The organism is Candidatus Thiodiazotropha sp. AKAK3, from assembly GCF_058244645.1.
The window spans coordinates 25,045-42,878 of record NZ_JBSYOQ010000019.1 but is presented as its reverse complement, the minus strand read 5'-3'; the positions used below and the strand labels follow the sequence as shown (position 1 = coordinate 42,878).

General features: G+C 49.7%; 14 protein-coding genes. 10 read left to right on the top strand and 4 right to left on the bottom strand.

Annotated elements, in window-relative coordinates; translation table 11 throughout:
* Nucleotides 1-16 precede the first annotated feature (16 nt).
* The 7 genes from AC4IE7_RS02665 to moaA all read left to right on the top strand — a co-directional run bounded on the left by AC4IE7_RS02665 (nucleotide 17) and on the right by moaA (nucleotide 6,969).
* Nucleotides 17-286 carry a chaperone NapD gene (locus AC4IE7_RS02665; protein ID WP_490775255.1) on the top strand — a complete coding sequence of 90 codons (270 nt, stop codon included), beginning with the start codon at nucleotides 17-19 and terminating at the stop codon, nucleotides 284-286.
* A complete protein-coding gene (napA, locus tag AC4IE7_RS02660) occupies nucleotides 273-2,846 on the top strand; it encodes a nitrate reductase catalytic subunit NapA (RefSeq protein ID WP_490775254.1) in 2,574 nt (857 codons plus the stop codon). Before AC4IE7_RS02665 ends, napA begins: the two co-directional genes overlap by 14 nt.
* A gap of 74 nt (nucleotides 2,847-2,920) precedes the next feature.
* Nucleotides 2,921-3,778 carry a ferredoxin-type protein NapG gene (gene napG / locus AC4IE7_RS02655; protein ID WP_490775253.1) on the top strand — a complete coding sequence of 286 codons (858 nt, stop codon included), beginning with the start codon at nucleotides 2,921-2,923 and terminating at the stop codon, nucleotides 3,776-3,778.
* 1 nt (nucleotide 3,779) lies between these two features.
* A complete protein-coding gene (gene napH, locus AC4IE7_RS02650) occupies nucleotides 3,780-4,688 on the top strand; it encodes a quinol dehydrogenase ferredoxin subunit NapH (RefSeq protein ID WP_490775252.1) in 909 nt (302 codons plus the stop codon).
* A 49-nt stretch (nucleotides 4,689-4,737) separates the two neighbouring features.
* Complete coding sequence (locus AC4IE7_RS02645; RefSeq protein WP_490775251.1) at nucleotides 4,738-5,163, top strand: nitrate reductase cytochrome c-type subunit; 426 nt, start codon at nucleotides 4,738-4,740, stop codon at nucleotides 5,161-5,163.
* Between the two features lie 78 nt (nucleotides 5,164-5,241).
* A complete protein-coding gene (locus tag AC4IE7_RS02640; RefSeq protein WP_490775250.1) occupies nucleotides 5,242-5,817 on the top strand; it encodes a NapC/NirT family cytochrome c in 576 nt (191 codons plus the stop codon).
* A gap of 177 nt (nucleotides 5,818-5,994) precedes the next feature.
* Nucleotides 5,995-6,969 carry a GTP 3',8-cyclase MoaA gene (gene moaA / locus AC4IE7_RS02635; protein ID WP_490775249.1) on the top strand — a complete coding sequence of 325 codons (975 nt, stop codon included), beginning with the start codon at nucleotides 5,995-5,997 and terminating at the stop codon, nucleotides 6,967-6,969.
* A 121-nt stretch (nucleotides 6,970-7,090) separates the two neighbouring features.
* On the opposite strand, the gene AC4IE7_RS02630 is transcribed toward moaA, so the two are convergent.
* Complete coding sequence (locus AC4IE7_RS02630) at nucleotides 7,091-7,546, bottom strand: DUF4149 domain-containing protein (RefSeq protein ID WP_490775248.1); 456 nt, start codon at nucleotides 7,544-7,546, stop codon at nucleotides 7,091-7,093.
* A gap of 326 nt (nucleotides 7,547-7,872) precedes the next feature.
* On the opposite strand from AC4IE7_RS02630, the gene AC4IE7_RS02625 reads away from it, so the two are divergent.
* The 3 genes from AC4IE7_RS02625 (at nucleotide 7,873) to AC4IE7_RS02615 (ending at nucleotide 10,824) form a co-directional block, all read left to right on the top strand.
* The gene (locus AC4IE7_RS02625) at nucleotides 7,873-9,045 is read left to right on the top strand and encodes an aspartate aminotransferase family protein (RefSeq protein ID WP_490775247.1); all 1,173 of its coding nucleotides are present in this window, start codon (nucleotides 7,873-7,875) and stop codon (nucleotides 9,043-9,045) included.
* Between the two features lie 22 nt (nucleotides 9,046-9,067).
* Nucleotides 9,068-9,973: an ornithine carbamoyltransferase gene (gene argF, locus AC4IE7_RS02620; protein WP_490775246.1), complete on the top strand. Its 906-nt coding sequence runs from the start codon at nucleotides 9,068-9,070 to the stop codon at nucleotides 9,971-9,973.
* Nucleotides 9,974-10,155: 182 nt separating this feature from the next.
* Nucleotides 10,156-10,824, top strand: a complete 669-nt coding sequence (locus AC4IE7_RS02615; protein ID WP_490775245.1) for a TIGR04211 family SH3 domain-containing protein — start codon at nucleotides 10,156-10,158, stop codon at nucleotides 10,822-10,824.
* A gap of 154 nt (nucleotides 10,825-10,978) precedes the next feature.
* Here the strand turns inward: AC4IE7_RS02615 and AC4IE7_RS02610 are convergent, their stop codons facing one another.
* From AC4IE7_RS02610 to ptsP, 3 genes are all read right to left on the bottom strand, one after another.
* Nucleotides 10,979-12,355 carry a sigma-54-dependent transcriptional regulator gene (locus AC4IE7_RS02610; protein ID WP_490775244.1) on the bottom strand — a complete coding sequence of 459 codons (1,377 nt, stop codon included), beginning with the start codon at nucleotides 12,353-12,355 and terminating at the stop codon, nucleotides 10,979-10,981.
* 462 nt (nucleotides 12,356-12,817) lie between these two features.
* Nucleotides 12,818-15,385 (bottom strand): PAS domain S-box protein, encoded by a 2,568-nt coding sequence (locus AC4IE7_RS02605; RefSeq protein WP_490775243.1) that lies wholly within the window; start codon nucleotides 15,383-15,385, stop codon nucleotides 12,818-12,820.
* A gap of 138 nt (nucleotides 15,386-15,523) precedes the next feature.
* Complete coding sequence (gene ptsP / locus AC4IE7_RS02600) at nucleotides 15,524-17,785, bottom strand: phosphoenolpyruvate--protein phosphotransferase (protein ID WP_490775242.1); 2,262 nt, start codon at nucleotides 17,783-17,785, stop codon at nucleotides 15,524-15,526.
* Between the last annotated feature and the right edge of the window lie 49 nt (nucleotides 17,786-17,834).

Sequence of the window (17,834 nt, the reverse complement as noted above, 5' to 3'; positions counted from 1 at the left end):
GAGGAAAGAATCATTCATGAATATATGTAGCCTGATAATCCATACAAAACCCTCCCAGGGAGCGCAGGTCTCGGAACGTCTCTATCGATTTCCTGGGGTTGAAGTCCACGGTGGTATGGAAGTAGACAAACTTATTGTCACTATAGAGGACGAGGGTGAAACGGTCTCTCCGGTATCTGACCAGATGAATGCACTACGCGACGTCGAAGGCGTCGTGAATACAGTTTTGATTTACCACTATGGCGGTGAAGAGTCGATGGAGGAAATGAACCGTGAAATTAACTAGAAGAGAATTTATCAAAAGTAACGCAGCAGCCGCAGCAGCCTCCGTGGCTGGTGTCACCATACCTGTAACCCAAGCTGTTGCTGCAGCTGATGCCGACGACGGTATTCGATGGGACAAGGCAGCCTGTCGCTATTGTGGTACCGGTTGTAGCGTTTTGATGGGAGTTAAAGATGGCAAGGTTGTTGCCAGCCAAGGTGATCCCGATGCGCCGGTCAACAAGGGCCTGAACTGCATTAAAGGTTACTTTTTACCTAAGATTCTCTACGGAGAGGATCGTCTGACCAAACCACTGCTGCGTAAAACCAACGGTAAATATGACAAGGACGGCAAGTTCGAAGCGGTATCCTGGGATGAGGCCTTCAAGACCATGGCCGAAAAATGGATTGCGGCTCGCAGGGCCAAAGGTGCAAAAGGCATCGGCATGTTTGGTTCTGGACAATGGACGGTGTGGGAGGGTTATGCAGCTTCAAAATTGTTGAAAGCGGGTTTCCGTTCAAACAGTCTCGAACCTAATGCCCGTCACTGTATGGCATCCGCTGTGGGTGCTTTCATGCGGGGTTTCGGCATCGATGAGCCGATGGGCTGCTATGACGATCTGGAGCATGCTGATGTATTTGTACTCTGGGGCGCCAACATGGCAGAGATGCATCCAATCCTCTGGTCACGTCTCACTGATACCCGTCTGACCAAGCCGGGTTGTGAAGTCCACGTACTATCAACCTACGAGCATCGTTGTTATGAATTGGCTGATAACGGTATGGTTTTTGAACCCCAAACAGATTTGGCCATCCTTAACTATATCGCCAACTACATCATCCAGAACAAGGCATATAACAAGGAGTTCATCGACAAGCATGTCAACTTCACCAAGACCCCAACCGATATCGGCTATGGTTTACGCGCCACAGATCCCCGCGAAAAAGCGGCCAAGAACCGCAACAAGGGTAAGCTTAGCAAAATCAGTTTTGAAGAGTATGCCAAATCGGTGGAACCCTACACATTGGAGCATACCTCCAAGTTATCCAAGGTGCCTGAAGATAAGCTTCTGAGACTAGCCAAGGCCTATGCCGATCCCAACAAGAAGGTCGCCTCCTATTGGACTATGGGTTTCAACCAACATACCCGCGGCGTCTGGGTCAATGGCCTCTGCTATAACGTTCATCTGCTGATGGGCAAGATCGCCGAACCGGGCAACAGTCCCTTCTCACTGACCGGCCAACCTTCTGCTTGCGGTACCGCACGCGAAGTTGGTACCTTCACTCACCGTCTGCCCGCCGACCTGGTGGTGAAAAAGGATGCACACTGTAAGTTTGCCGAGAAGACCTGGAAGCTGCCCGCCGGCACCATCCCGCGAGCTAACGGTAAGGCCGATGATGCTGATCAATCGGACATCAGCGGCAAGCCCATGGGCAAGACCCTGATCCATGCGGTCGCTATGCATCGTGCACTGAAAGACGGCAAGATGAATACCTTCTGGGTGATGTGTAACAACAATATGCAGGCTGCTGCCAACATGAATGACGAGAGTCTTCCCGGCTGGCGCAATGCAGATAACTTCATCACCGTCTCTGACCCCTATCCAACAGTTTCGGCCCAGGCTGCAGATTTAATCCTGCCGACTGCCATGTGGATCGAAAAAGAGGGGGCTTACGGTAACGCCGAGCGACGCACCCAGTTCTGGCGTGAGCAGGTATCGGCACCAGGAGAGGCTAAATCCGACCTATGGCAGCTGATGGAATTCGCCAAATACATAAAGGTCGAGGATGTCTGGCCAGCCGACCTGATTGCCAAAAAACCTGAGTATGCAGGCAAAACCCTTTACGAAGTGCTCTACACCAATGGCCAGGTCGATAAGTTCCCTGCAGAACAGGTCACCGATAGTCGCGGTAACAACTACAACAACCATGAATCCAGTGACTTTGGTTTCTATGTTCAGAAAGGTCTGTTCGAAGAGTACCGCCTGTTTAACTCAGCAGAAGGTATCCCAAAGAAAGGCCATGAAATGGCTGAGTTCGGAGCTTACCACAAGGCACGGGGTCTTCGCTGGCCGGTGATTAACGGCAAAGAGACCCTGTGGCGTTTCCGTGAAGGTTACGATCCCCATGTAGCCAAAGGTGAAGGCGTTAAGTTCTATGGTAAGCCGGACGGACGGGCCAATATCATCACCGCACCTTATGAGCCAGCAGCCGAGCCGCCAGATAAAGAGTTTGATCTGTGGCTCTGCACCGGTCGCGTTTTGGAGCATTGGCACTCTGGCTCTATGACACGTCGTGTTCCTGAGCTCTATCGTGCTGTACCCGATGCTGTGATCTATATGCACCCGAAGGATGCCAAGAAGCGCCGGCTTCGTAATGGCGCATTGGCCAAGATCAGTTCTCGTCGCGGCGAAATCGTTTGCAAGGTCGACACCAAGGGTCGCAATAAACCTCCGGAGGGACTGGTGTTTGTACCCTGGTTTGATGCCGGTCGTTTGATCAACAAGCTGACACTGGACCAAACAGATCCACTCTCGAAAGAGACGGACTACAAGAAGTGTGCAGTGAAGATTGCGCGTGCCTAGCTGTGCCACCGGGCCGGCCCACGAGTACGGGCCGGCCAGTTAACTGGAAATGAAGCAACAACCATTAAGCAGTTATGTCAGAGTCTGAGACAAAAAACGAAATCAACCGCAGACAGTTTCTGGGCAACATGCTCAAGACTGCTTGTAGTGTAGGACTGGTTGGACTGGGGCTGGGAGCCTACTCCCATCGCGCCTCATCCATGCCGGCGAACTACCTACGCCCTCCTGGCGCCCTGCCGGAAGAGGAGTTTCTCGGAGCCTGTATCCGCTGTGGCCTGTGCGTTCGCGACTGTCCATATGAGATCCTGTTTCTTGGTGAAGTTGGTGACGAAGTCGCCACGGGGACACCCTATTTCATCGCCCGTACAGGTCCCTGTGAAATGTGTGAAGAGATCCCCTGTGTCGTGGCCTGCCCGACCAATGCCCTGGATCATGAGCTGAAAGATATAGAAGAGTCTCGTATGGGCCTTGCCGTGGTAATCGATCAGGAGAGCTGTATTGCCTTCCATGGTCTACGTTGCGAAGTCTGCTTCAATGTCTGCCCGATCCGCGGCCGTGCCATCAGCCTGGATATGCAGCACAACACCCGTTCAGGCAAACACGCCCTGTTCATTCCTGTAGTGCACTCCAATGCCTGTACTGGTTGTGGGCTTTGTGAGCGGGCCTGCATCCTGGAAGAAGCGGCAATCAAGATCTTTCCCACACACCTGGCCAAAGGGGCATTAGGCGAGCACTACCGCCTGGGATGGCAGGAGAAAGCTGAGGCAGGCAAGGCTTTGGTCACCCCTGATACCGAGCATCGCTACAACCTACCCGAAGGGGTGCGTTATGACCTGCAAGGTGAGGGGTTGATCATCGATGGGAAGGCTGAGGAGACCCCATTCTCCTCCAACCCTCTGGATACACTCAATAGCGGCTTCATGGACAAATAGTATGGTCGATATGACAACATTGGGTGATGACGCTATTGCAGCCAAGGGCTGGCTGAAGTCACACAAATATCTGCTCCTGCGGCGATTCAGCCAATTCGGAATTCTTGCTCTGTTCCTCACCGGACCCTGGCTTGGCATTTGGATCGTCAAAGGGAATCTGGCTTCCAGCCTGACCTTGGATCTCCTGCCCCTGACCGACCCCTATGTGCTGTTACAAGCCATGCTCTCCGGCGTAGTGCCTGAGACTGCTGCCATTATCGGTGTTGCCATTGTACTGGCCTTCTATCTGCTGGTAGGTGGCCGGGTCTACTGCTCCTGGGTCTGTCCGGTCAACATGGTCACTGACCTGGCCGCTTGGCTGAGACGCAAGATGGGTATTCGAACAACCTCCCAGATCTCCCGCTCAACCCGCTACTGGATGCTGGGGATGACCCTGGTACTACCCCTGGTTGCAGCTGGCGGCATCATCTGGGAACTGGTCAATCCGGTCTCCATGATGTTCCGGGGCATCGTATTTGGTATGGGTGCTGCGTGGCTAATGATCGGTGGAATCTTTCTGTTCGATCTGCTGCTGGCAAAGGATGGCTGGTGTGGTCACATCTGTCCGGTAGGTGCTTTCTACAACTTGCTGGGGAGTAGAAGCCTGCTGAAGATAAACGCAGTTCAGCGACAGGCTTGTAACGATTGCATGGAGTGTTATGTGGTCTGCCCGGAACCCCAGGTAATCAAACCGGCACTTAAAGGAGAGAAGAAGGATCTGAGCCCGGTAATCCTCTCTTCTGATTGTACCAATTGCGGGCGTTGCATCGATATCTGTGCAAAAGATGTTTTCAGTTTTGGCGGTCGTCGAGTCAAAAAAATTCGCGCGAGTAAGCGAGTGAATCAAATCAATCGGGGTGTCCGGGTCTGACCGACACACTAAATAATTTCTGTTCATGAGAGTGATGATGGAGAAAGGTATGAAAAAGATCGCATTCCCAACCATTGCGGCAATAGCAATGATGTTCCTGTCGACAACACTATTCGCTGAGGTTCAATCGCTACGGGGCGATAAACTGGAAGCTATGGCTAAAAAGCCAGTCAATATGAAAATTATCAATGTCAAAGGCGGTATCGAGCGCAGCTACAAACTGCAGCCACCCATGGTGCCCCATGAAGTAGACAAGTATGTCATCAACCTAAAAAACAATGGTTGTATGAAGTGTCACAGTGAATCGACCTATGAAAAAGAGAAGGCACCGAAAGTAGGTGACAGCCACTACCAGAGTCGTGATGGCAAAGTCTTGAAGAGTGTTTCAAGTCGGCGTTATTTCTGTACTCAGTGCCATGCCTCCCAGGTTGGAGCCGACCCTCTGGTGCAGAACAACTTTCAAGGTAATAAATAGCTGGAGTGCAGACCCTTATCCTCAAGGTCGGGGTTAGCGGTGTCCTTAAGCAGTAATCGAAAATAATCTGGTGCAATAATGAGTGAAAGTAAGAAAAAAGGTGGTTTGTTCCTGGTCGCCATTGGCATCGTTGCCGGTATCGTGCTCTGGGGTGGATTTAATACCGCAATGGAGATGACCAATACCGAAGCCTTCTGTATTTCATGTCACGAGATGGAGGAAACGGTTTATCAGGAATTACAAGAGACCGTTCATTTTACCAACAGAACCGGTGTACGGGCCACCTGTCCCGATTGCCATGTACCCAAAGAGTGGGTGCATAAAATAGTGCGTAAAATTCAGGCATCCAATGAGCTTTATCATAAGATGCTGGGGACTATAGATACCCCAGAAAAATTTGAGGCCAAGCGTCTGGAGCTGGCACAGAATGTTTGGCGTTCCATGAAAAAAACCGATTCAAGGGAGTGCCGCAACTGCCACAAATTCATCTCCATGGACTTAGACAAACAGACACCTCGAAGCGCCGATCAACACGACCCACACTACTGGGATGCGGTTGATGGAAAGAAGCCTCAACAAACCTGTATCGATTGTCATAAGGGTATTGCCCATGCACTTCCTAAGGGCTTTGATCCAACAGAAACCTATGAATAAGTTTTCGCTATCTTTCCTGAAAACGCTCACCGGATCTTTTGTTACTGGTGTTCGTTTAATGAGTAAGATACCCTTTAGTGGTTCAAGCATCAGAGGGTTGTTGAAGGATAAAAAACTGCCAGAATGTCACAATCAAACTAGGATGAATCCCTACCTACCATCTACCGGAAAAGAGTCATGTTAAGCGATTCATATGGAAGACATATCGAATATCTGCGGTTATCTGTTACTGATCGCTGCGATTTCCGTTGTTTTTATTGCCTTCCCCGCAGCCACAGAGCATTCGAAACTCCGAACGATTGGCTAAACTGTGATGAGATTGAACGACTGGTTAAACAGTTCGCTCTGCTTGGTGTCAGACATGTTCGGCTAACGGGCGGCGAACCTCTGGTGCGCAAGGAGGTTGTAGAAATCGCACAACGCATCTCAAACATCTCCGGTATCTATGAGTTATCCCTGAGCACCAATGCCTCAAGACTCTCCCAGTTTGCAAAACCCTTGAAAGCGGCAGGTGTCTCTCGATTGAACATCAGTCTGGACACTTTAAATATAAATAAATTTCACGAAATTACAGGCAGTCATCTACAACCAGTGCTAGAGGGGATTGAACGCGCCAGGAGTTGTGGTTACTCGCCCATCAAGGTCAACATGGTAATCATGCGAGGCATCAATGATGATGACGTAGAAGCCATGATCGACTACTGTATCGAACAAGATTTAACTTTACGCTTTATTGAGACCATGCCTGTAGGTGACGCAGGCCGGACTGCATCTGAACAATACATGCCACTTTCTGAGATTGAAACGCGTCTGAAAAAGCGCTACGACTTACAATCAACCGCCCTCCACGGCAGTGGCCCAGCTCGCTACTATCGAGTCGATAACAGCTCATTGGTAGTCGGTTTTATTACGCCAAAATCACAACATTTTTGCGATACATGTAACCGTGTGCGTCTATCTGTGAATGGAGACCTGCATCTATGCCTGGGTCAGGAAGAGAAGCTGCCTCTGGGTTCAATGATGCGTAATGGCGCCTCAGATCAAGAGATTCAACAGGCAATCCGCCAGGCAATTTCAAGAAAACCTTTAAAGCACCATTTTGTTGAAGCTCCAAGCGCTATCATTCGCCCAATGTCTGCATTGGGTGGATAGCTTCTATCTGACAATAAAAGAGAGATCGCAGCCCCATAAACCGATATGAATTGGTCACGGGTAGCATACTAACCAGAAATCACCACGGACTTAAGGGCACCTCTATTAACTGCTTGTGCCCTTAAAGCACTCCATATTTACCAAACATAGCAGCCAGAGTGACCAACACCCCCAATACCAGGTTCACCAATATCAATTGTCGAATCAGAGAAATCGCCGCAACCGCCCTGGGCATATCATCACCCTTTAAAGCAGCTTCAAGTTGAGGATAAGGAATGGAGTAGATAAAGATAAAGATAGCTGCCATCACTGTGCCAATCACGGTCATGCTATTCAACCAGAAACTGGCGCCATCGTCATATTGGGTAAACAGCATCCAGTAGCCACTGGCAAGAATTATGATCACCACCCCCCAGACCCATGGAAAAAAACTGTCAAAAATCTTTAGCAACAGAGGCAGTCTGTGATGAGGCTCCAACTCTTTATTCAGAACTGGACGTAATACCACATGGGTAAAGAACATCCCCCCAACCCAGATAATGACACCCAGTAAGTGTAAACTCAGCGCAATTGACATCTAGCGATACTCCATCTACCTACACATAAGTCTGAACAAAAAAACTTTTCAGGCTGATATGGCATATCATAGCATTACGCAAGATATCAGCGGTCAACTGAGGAATATGGGTTAACCGAGGTGGATAATTAAAAAATTAAGGGCAACCCTATATCAAAACCGAACTGGCAGAAAATCCCAGTACTTTGAAAATTCGTCATTACAAGGTATACTTGCTGATTGCCCGTCAATCAGGCGAAAATTATCGGCCCTATTCTTTAGAAAAAATTGGGCTTTTTTCAGACCAGCGTCCTTTTTAGGATGCTTTTTTGTTTATGGGGTTGCGGATGGCCGACTCTCTAATGACAACCTATCTACGCTTGCCCGTCGCTTTTGAGCGCGGCGAAGGCGCTTGGCTGTGGGATAGCGAAGAAAACAAATACCTTGATGCGGTTACTGGCGTTGCAGTCTGCGGTCTTGGTCATGCCCACCCCGAAATAGCAAAGGCGCTGTGCGATCAGGCTAACACGCTTCTGCATACATCCAATCTCTACAGAATACCACTGCAGGAAAAACTTGGTGCTCGACTCTGTTCTCTCGCCAGCATGGAGCGAGCCTTCTTTGCGAATTCAGGAGCTGAGGCGAATGAGGCTGCAATTAAGATTGCTCGGCTATACGGCAACAAAAAAGAGATAAAAAATCCCGCAATTATCGTCATGGAACAGAGTTTTCATGGTCGAACCCTGGCAACCCTGTCTGCCACAGGCAGTCGCAAGGTTCAGGCTGGTTTTGAACCCCTGGTTCAGGGCTTTGTAAGGGTACCCTACGACGATATTGAAGCGATCACTGAAATAGCCAAGCACCACAACAATGTTGTTGCAGTGCTCGTTGAGCCTGTCCAGGGTGAAGGCGGTGTCAACATCCCAGCCCCTGACTACCTGAAACGTATTCGTGAAATTTGCGATCAACACCAGTGGCTGATGATGCTCGACGAAATCCAGACAGGCATTGGCCGCACTGGAAAACTATTTGCTCACCAACATGAGAATAGTTTGCCCGATGTGATGACTCTGGCCAAAGGATTGGGCAATGGCATGCCAATCGGCGCCTGCCTGGCAAGGGGAGCAGCAGCCGAAGTTTTAGCGCCTGGAAATCACGGTTCGACTTTCGGCGGTAATCCATTGGCCTGCCGTGTCGCAATGTCAGTACTTGATGTTATGGAATCACAGAATCTCTCTGAGAGGGCGGCTCAATTAGGCCAGCATCTCCAGAGAGGATTTGAATCTGAACTGGGCGACTTGTCCGGGGTCGTGACCATCCGCAGCAAGGGCCTGATAATCGGTATTGAACTGGATCGCCCTTGTGGCGAACTGGTCAGTAGCGCCCTCAACATGGGCCTGCTCATCAATGTAACCGCGGGCAATGTAATTCGTCTTCTACCACCACTGATTATCAGTGATGAAGAGTGTGAAGAGATTATCGAAAAAGTCAGCACCCTGGTTGCTGATTTTCTCAGATAACCAATCCTAAAGGCAGATGAGTATGACCAGGCACTTTCTTTCCCTTCTCGATTTCACCAGCGACGAACTTCGAGCCTTGATTCGTCGCGCCACCGAATTGAAGCGTATGCAGCATCGGGGAGAGATTCATACGCCTCTGAAAGGCAAAAACCTGGGCATGGTATTTGAGAAGTCATCTACACGCACACGAGTCTCTTTCGAAGTGGGTATGTCACAACTGGGCGGTCACGCCCTCTTTCTTTCACCCCGCGACACCCAACTTGGCCGCGGTGAACCGATTGAGGACAGCGCCAAGGTACTCTCCCGAATGCTCGATATCATCATGATCCGCACCTTCGAACAGGAGAAACTGGAGCGCTTTGCCGCTCACTCCCAAGTGCCTGTAATCAATGCTTTAACCGATCGTTATCACCCCTGCCAGCTACTGGCCGATATGCAGACCTATTCCGAACATCGTGGCGATATCGAAGGCAAGACCGTAACCTGGATTGGCGATGGCAACAATATGTGCCACTCCTATATCAATGCCGCCAGACAGTACAATTTCAATCTGAACATTGCTTGCCCGGAAGGCTATGACCCGGATCCTGAAATTCTGCAGGCTGCTGGTGAAAGGGCAAGAATCATTCGTGAGCCCCTGGAGGCAGCGACAGGCTCAGATCTAGTGGTAACTGACGTCTGGGCCAGCATGGGGCAGGAAGAGGAGCAGGCGCTACGGGAAAAGGCCTTCTCAAAATACCAGGTCAACGATGAGCTAATGGCTCAAGCTGCCAGTGATGCACTCTTTTTCCACTGCCTTCCGGCCCATCGTGGTGAAGAGGTAACCGCTTCCGTTATCGACACCCCGGAGTGCGTCGTTTGGGACGAGGCTGAAAATCGCCTCCACTCGCAAAAGGCCCTGATGGAGTTCCTGCTTCTCGGACGATAACGCTGGAGCTGCTATATTATCCTTCAAACGCTAGCGTCCACCATTTGGAATGAACGGTTTACAGATGCCTCGCTGGTGTGCATGATCCACATTTTCCCAACATTCTGTGGCCTAATTGGCAACAATGGAAAGTTTCAGTTGTACAATGGCCTCTTTTCGTCAAAGAGAACTCAGATACTGTCATGAAGAAATTCTCAGCTCTGCTCCTACTGCTACTCCTGTTGCCGATTTCAGCTCAGGCAAAGACGCTCTACGTTACAGATATTTTTAAGATCAATATGCGTGCCGGGGAGAGTATTTCACACCGTATTACGAAGACCCTTAAAAGCGGCACCGCTGTGGAAGTCATCTCCACCAACAAGGAATCCGGATATACAAAAATTCGTGCTGGCTCCCTTCAGGGGTTCGTTCTTACCCGACAGCTGATGAAAGAGCCCAGTGCCCGCACCCAGCTCTCTACACTGCGAACAGAGATTGACGAACTCAAAGCTGCACCAGGAGAACTGCGAAGCAAACTGGTGAACCTACAGAAAAAGCATCGTGAGCTGCTCTCTTCTCACAAGAGTCTGCAGACAATAAAGGATAAGCAGGAACAAGAGCTGCAAAGTATCCAGCGAACAGCATCGAATGCCATCCGTATCTCCAATGAACGTAATGAGTTGGTCAAACAGGTCGCCTCACTGACCCGTGAGGTTGAAGAACTGAAGCAGGACAATCGCGACCTGAGCAATGAAGCCACCCGCGAATGGTTTCTGATCGGTGCTGGGGTAATCATCGCAGGCATTCTTATCGGTCTGATTCTTCCCCACCTCAGATTTCAACGGCGGCGTAACTCCTGGGGCACCCTCTAAAGCCGTCATCCAGACAGATATCACCCGCCTCCAGCAGTCCATGCGCTCAGCATATGGACTGCTGGAAAATCAGATTTTGTTCAATTAGCGCTACCGCTGAAGATAGATTGAGATCAGACCCGGCGTACGTTGGCGCTCTACAAAAGAGCAGCACCTAATCACTATTCTCCTTATCAGAAACAAAACCGGGCGGCGGCTCTAATTCATACTGTTGTATCATACGCCTGAGACGAGGCCGGGATATTTCCAGGAGTTCGCAAGCCTGTCCCTTGTGCCACCCGACCAGCTCTAAAACTCGAAGCACATGAGCTTTTTCCATCGCTTGAAGACTGACCGGAGCAACAGCATCGTGATGCGCCTCTTCCATTCCGTTATCAGCCCCTGTGATCTCCAGCGGAAATAGATCAAGAGTGAGCGTATCTGCCGGACAGAGTGCGACAGCCTTCATCAGAGCATTCTCTAACTCCCGGACATTACCAGGCCAATGATAGTTCTGTAGTGCATCCAGGGCATCGGATCTAATTCTAACCACCTTACGGTTAAGCTCGATATTGATGCGTGCGAGCAAGGCCTGAACCAGACCCATAATATCCTCTTTTCTCTCCCGCAGTGGTGGAATGTGTATATTTACTACTTGCAGACGATAGAATAGATCCTCTCGAAACGCACCATGAGAAACCTGCTGAGCAAGATTGACATTGGTCGCAGCGATGATCCGTGAGTTAGTAATTTTACTCTCTTCAGCACCCAGTGGTGTGAACTCTTTGTGCTGTATCACCCTCAGTAGCTTGGCCTGCATAATCGGTGACAGCTCCCCCACTTCATCGAGAAAGATGGTGCCATTCATTGCAAGGGTGAATTTGCCGACTTGCTTTGAAACTGCACCGGTGAATGCCCCTTTCTCATGGCCGAACATATCTGATTCAAGTAGAGTTTCCACAATCGCCGCACAGTTCACCACCACAAATGGACCATCAGGATTCTGGCTGCTGCGGTGTATTGCCCTGGCCACCAACTCCTTACCAGTGCCTGACTCTCCAGTAATAAGGACAGTGGCTGGACTTTTGGCCACCATCCCGATGGTTTTGAAGATCTCCTTCATCGCCCGGGAGTGACCGACCATGGAGAGAGAAGAGAAGTTGTGGTTGTCTGTGTCAACCAGTTCCCCTTCACCACTTTTCAGCATCTTTTCGACTGCACCATCAAACTCATCGATATCTATCGGTTTATGGATGTAGTCATCAGCACCTTTTTGCATTGCCTCGATTGTGCTTTCCATATCATGAAAAGCTGTAATCATGATCACCCGAACCCCGGGCAGAGCCGACTTGAACTCAGGTAATCCTTCCAAACCCGATTTTCCTGGCATGCGTATATCAAGCACTACCAGATCAGGCTTGAATGTCGTTGATAGCTGCAGGCCCTCATTGACACTATGAGCCATAGCCACCTCATGCCCTTGTCCGGAGAGATGCAGTTGCAAGGTACGACAGCTCGCAATATCGTCATCAACGAGAAGAATTTTGGTCATGATTAAAAATGATCTACTCGGTTATTCACACAAGTGGTGATGGAAACCTGTCAATCGGCAATAATTAAACCTGCATCAAATGACATTATTGGCGCAACGGTCAAAAACTATCATGTTATTAACCCGGCGACTAAGTATGTTGTCTTCGGCCTGTCTTCTAAAAATCATATTGTTAGGGGTTTCAAGCCTGCCCTTGCTCGGTGTTACGGCTCTTGACAAGGGTACAACCATTGCCTACACCCCAAGGGCACTTCCTGCGGGGCGCGAGCCGCGCCTTGATCAAGGGCAGGCTTGAAACCCTGAAGACGACATACTTAGTCGCCGGGTTAATAGTAGCCTAATGGATTCAGCCCATGACTGTCCAATGAGCAGTCAAAAACGACGACGCTGACCAAGTGCCCCTTGATGTCCCGACAATTCAGTACGGCATTCCGCTCAGTCGGGCATCAACACAAGACCGTTTCAGTGCAACTGCTCTTCATCTCTGGGCGTCGTTGGAAGGGTTACAATGGCACAGCTACCTTTCACCTCACTAGGCACCAATTCAACTGCCCCTTGATGCTGTTCAATGATCTGTTTGACTATAGCCAGGCCCAGACCTGTTCCCTTGGTGCGCGTTGTATAAAAAGGTTCAAACAGTTTCTCTCTATCTTGAGCGGGTATGCCGATGCCGTTGTCACACACCGACACCTCTATCGCGCTACCCGTTTCGCCCATCACATGAAACACTTTGATACGGATATCGCTGGAACCATTGGCACTGCTCTCACTCGCCTGTAAGGCGTTAACAATCAGGTTGGAAAAGAGTTGGCGTAGCTTATTTGCATCTCCAGGCAGGGCGGGCAGACCTGATTGATAATCCACTTGTATCGTAGCTTGCGCCTCTTCAATACGTTTATGCAAACTGATCAATGTCGCATCCACCAACTTTTCAATGTTTATCCACTCAACATTAACTGCCTCAGGCCTGGCGAAGGTCAACATATCGGTGAGGATATTCTCCATGTAACGGATCTGATCAAGACCAATGGTGGACAACTCCTTCTCATCATTGGAGGATTGCTTACCAAGCAACTGCATACACATCTTGACCGAAGACAATGGGTTCCTTAAGTCATGGGCAATCATACTTGCCATCTGTCCGAGAACCGTCAATGCCTGAGTCCGAACCAACTCCTGATGCTGCAATTCGACTTCACGCTCGAGGCGCTTATGTTCAGTTATATCTTCTTTAACCGCAACAAAATTGGTGATTTCTCCCTTGGAGTTTTTTAATGATGAAATCGAAGCCGACTCCCAATAGAGCTCGCCGTTCTTTCTACGATTATGAAACTCTCCACGCCACTCTTTCCCGTTCAATACGGTTTGCCACAATTGCTGATACTGATCCCCATCGGTTTCACCTGATTTGAGTATATTGGTCTTTTTGCCGACAACTTCACCAGCAGAATAGCCGGTAACTTGTGAAAACTTGGGATTCACATACTCGATCTGTCCATAACGATCAGTCAACATCACGATACTTGGACTCTGCTCCACAGCATGGGAGAGCATGCGTACTTTCTCCTCTGCTTTACGCCGTTCTGTTACATCCTCTCCTATTGCTGTAACACCGATAATCCTTCCTCCTGAATCGGTTGACGGGGTTTGGTGCCAGGCGATGCGTCGATGGCCGCCATACTTCATAACCACATCCACTTCTATATCACGAAGTTCAGTCTGCTCACTCCGAAGACGCTTCAGGGTCTGAAGAAATCGCTGCCTGTGTTCAACTCTTACAAAACGTTCAATCCACTCATCATGCAATACATCCTGTCGTGACCATCCGGTCATTTTCAGAAAATAGTCATTGCAGAACACAAGCCGATACTCATTATCAAGGGTTATTGCAGCCAGCTGCATATCTTCCAGGGTTCGCCGAAAGCGACGCTCATATTCACTCTGCCGCTGAGCATACCGATGACGTAGATTGGCAGAGGCCAATAACCAGGAACCAAACAGAAGCACCACAGTAATTATAAAGTAGAGGGGAATATGCTGTTTGATAAAACCCCAAAAGCCCGGTGCAAAACGCTTAAGGGGAACCCTGGAGACAACCTTCCAGCGCAATTCATCCAACGGCATGCTGAGCTGTTGACTCTCGGAGCCATGCATAATTTGAGAGGCTACCGTTCTCGGGGTTACAGTTTCATAAGTAATCAACCCCTCATCGGTCACCACCTGACCTGATACAGAACTGCTGACATGCGCCCAGGTACTCGGATAGAGGTCCGAAAAATTTTTGTTGTGGGGTAACATAAAACCCCACTCATCACTAGCTCTTGGGCTATTCAGCCAGTATCCGTCCTTATTCAGCAAATGGATGTGGTCAGCGATGTTTGCGCCTGCTCTGGCGAAGTCGCTCAACAAGCGATCACCCAGATAATTGAGTACAAGGATCCCCTGAATCTGCTCATTATCGACAAAAATAGGCACGGCAAAACGCATCACCGGCTTCAATGGCTGCTCAATAGCTCCCTCTTCAATATTCAGATCTAGAGGAGAGATATAGATACCCCCTGGGCTAAGTGCCATGGCATCTAAAAAATAGTAACGTCCTGACTTATCCTGTAGTGACTCGTCTGCAACCAGTATTGGATTTCCATTTGAAAAATTGACCCGTACTTTCTCCAGGCCCTGATTGTCGATAAAGCGCACCTGATCATAGAGTCTTTTCTCACGAATAAAGGTGTAGAAGAGTTGCTCGACCTGCCTTTTCCGCAGACGACTGGAGCTATCAATGCTTTGACGTTCAATATAACTGGCAAGAAAGATAAGATCAGAGATTACATTGGAAAGATCGCGATTCAAGATACTGCGGGTAAGCCCCACATTTAATAACTCGTTAGACTTAAGCGTCACACGATCTGTTTCGGAAATGGTGTAGTAGTGTAGATAGGCTGCAATTGCAAGGGTTGCTGCAAAAGGCAGAAAGATGAGTAAAAATTGCTTCAACCACTCCAGGCCGGTCAATCCAATTCGCTGTTTCATCTTATTAACCCGGCGACTAACTATGTCGTGTTCAGTCGCAGTGAGATGGCCTCTCTTTAAAAATCATAATGTCAGAAGTATATGACTACCTGCTTGCAAGGGTTGCGGAAATTCTCCTCAGATCACTATTATTCGTTGTTATCTGCCAGCACGCATCAATCCGCCCAAGCCCATCTCCTCAAGTGCATTTGCCAACAAGTTTGTCACCTCCCCCGCATGTTCGCAACGCAGCGCTGTCTGCAGCAACTCCCTTGCCCTGGAACTGGAGAAAGATCTTAGCACCCATTTAACCCTTAACAGACTTCCGCCATTCATACTCAGACTGTCCACCCCCATCCCCAAAAGCAATACTGCCCCAGCCGGATTCCCTGCCAGCTCACCACATACACTCACCTCTTTGCCATATTTGCCGGCACCATCAATTATCTGTATCAGCGCTCGCAACACCGCAGGATGAAGATCATTGTAGATATCCGCCACATGGCTATTGTTTCGATCAACTGCGAGCAGATACTGGGTAAGGTCATTGGTACCGACTGAAAGAAAATCGATGCGCTGTGCAAATGTCTCTACCTGGTAGACCGCCGCCGGCACCTCGATCATCACCCCAACCTGAGGCATTTCCACCTCAAAACCCTCCTCAAGCAGCTCATCATGCGCTCGCTGTATCAGCAGCATGGCGTCATCGACCTCCTGCACGTTACTGATCATTGGCAACAGCAGCCGCAGGTTATTCAGGCCTATAGCGGCTCGTAAGATGGCACGGACCTGAGTAATAAAGATCTCCGGATGATCAAGAGAGATGCGGATTCCACGCCACCCCAGAAAGGGATTCGATTCCACCACTGGAAAGTAGGGTAGCGGTTTATCACCACCGATATCCAGGGTGCGTATGGTCACCGGTCGCGGATGAAAGCTCTTCAACACTTTGCGATAGTTGACCACCTGCACTCCCTCACCTGGAAAACTGTCGCGTACCATGAATGGCAACTCTGTCCGATAGAGTCCAACCCCCTCCGACTCTTCAGCACCATGACTGCTTAATTCGGAGAGTAATCCGGTATTGAGATGGAGTGGAATTCTTCTGCCATCTGTTGTTTCACAGGGCAGATCCTTGTCTGCCTGCAGTTCCTGGAAGAGCGCCTGGTCCTCAATGGCTAAGCGACGGTACTCTTCGATAACCGAAGGGGCCGGAGAGACATAGATCCGCCCCAGATATCCATCAAGGATCAGAAAACGTCCATCCATACGGCTCACCGGCAGGTTACTGAGCCCCATTACAGCGGGTACTTCCATCGCTCTGGCCAGAATTGCCAAATGGGAAAAGCTTGCCCCTCTGGCAGATACCACCCCAGCCAGTCGATCCCTGGGCACCTCAGCAAGTTGCATCGCGCTGACCTCCTCCCCGACCAAAATGGTATTTTCAGGATACTCCTCAAGCGTGTTTACCTTCTGCTGTAGATGCATCAGAATCCGCCGCCCCAAATCGAGCACATCCGAAGCCCGTTCACGGAGATAGATATCCTCCATGCTCTCGAATAACTTGGCATGCTCTTGAAACGTTTCACGTAATGCGCCCGGAGCCCAATTTCCCTGGTTGATAAGTTTTATCGTATTGCCAATCAGGGAATCGCTACCCAGCATCATCAACCAGGCATCGAAAAGTGCCCGATCCTCGGCAGGCAGACTCTCTTCAAAACGATCCTCAATCGCCATCAGATCCTGCACGACTGCAGCCACAGCAGTTCTGAAAGCCTCCTCCTCATTCTCAATATCTTTGGCCGGCTTGTCAGGCACCGCCTCCAGATCAGCAGGAGGATAGACCACCACAGCCGTCCCGAGTGAGACACCTGGGGCTCCTGGCCGTCCCTGAAGAAATCGTTTTGGGGGAGCTAGATCACTCTGGGTGACCAGGTTACTACTGGCCGCAGCATGGGTTATTGCGCCAGCCAGCTGCGCAGCCAGGGTAAATAGAAAAGTGACCTCATTGTCTTCAAAGCTGCGCTGTTCGATCTGCCGCACAACCAAAACCCCCAAGACCCGCCGGTTCTGGATAATCGGCACCCCGAGAAATCCCTTATATGAGGTTTCACCGGTCTCGTTGGTAAAAAGATAGCGTTTGTGACTTGGTGCATCGGCGAGATTGACGGGTTCGGCACGTTCGCATACCAGTCCGATCAATCCACGATGATAGGGAAGTCTTACCTTACCCACGGCATCAGGTAATAGTCCCTCGGTGGCCTTTAAGACATGATCACGGCGTTCAAAGTCAGTCAAATATACGGAACAGACATCGGCATCGATGGCTCTCTTCACCTGATAGACGATTATGCTCAATGCCTGCTCTAAATCAGAAGCGGCATTAACCTCTTTGACGATACGATGAAGGATATCAAGCATGATCCTATGTTACCGCTATGAAACGGCATCCTTACGCTATTTTGAAAAT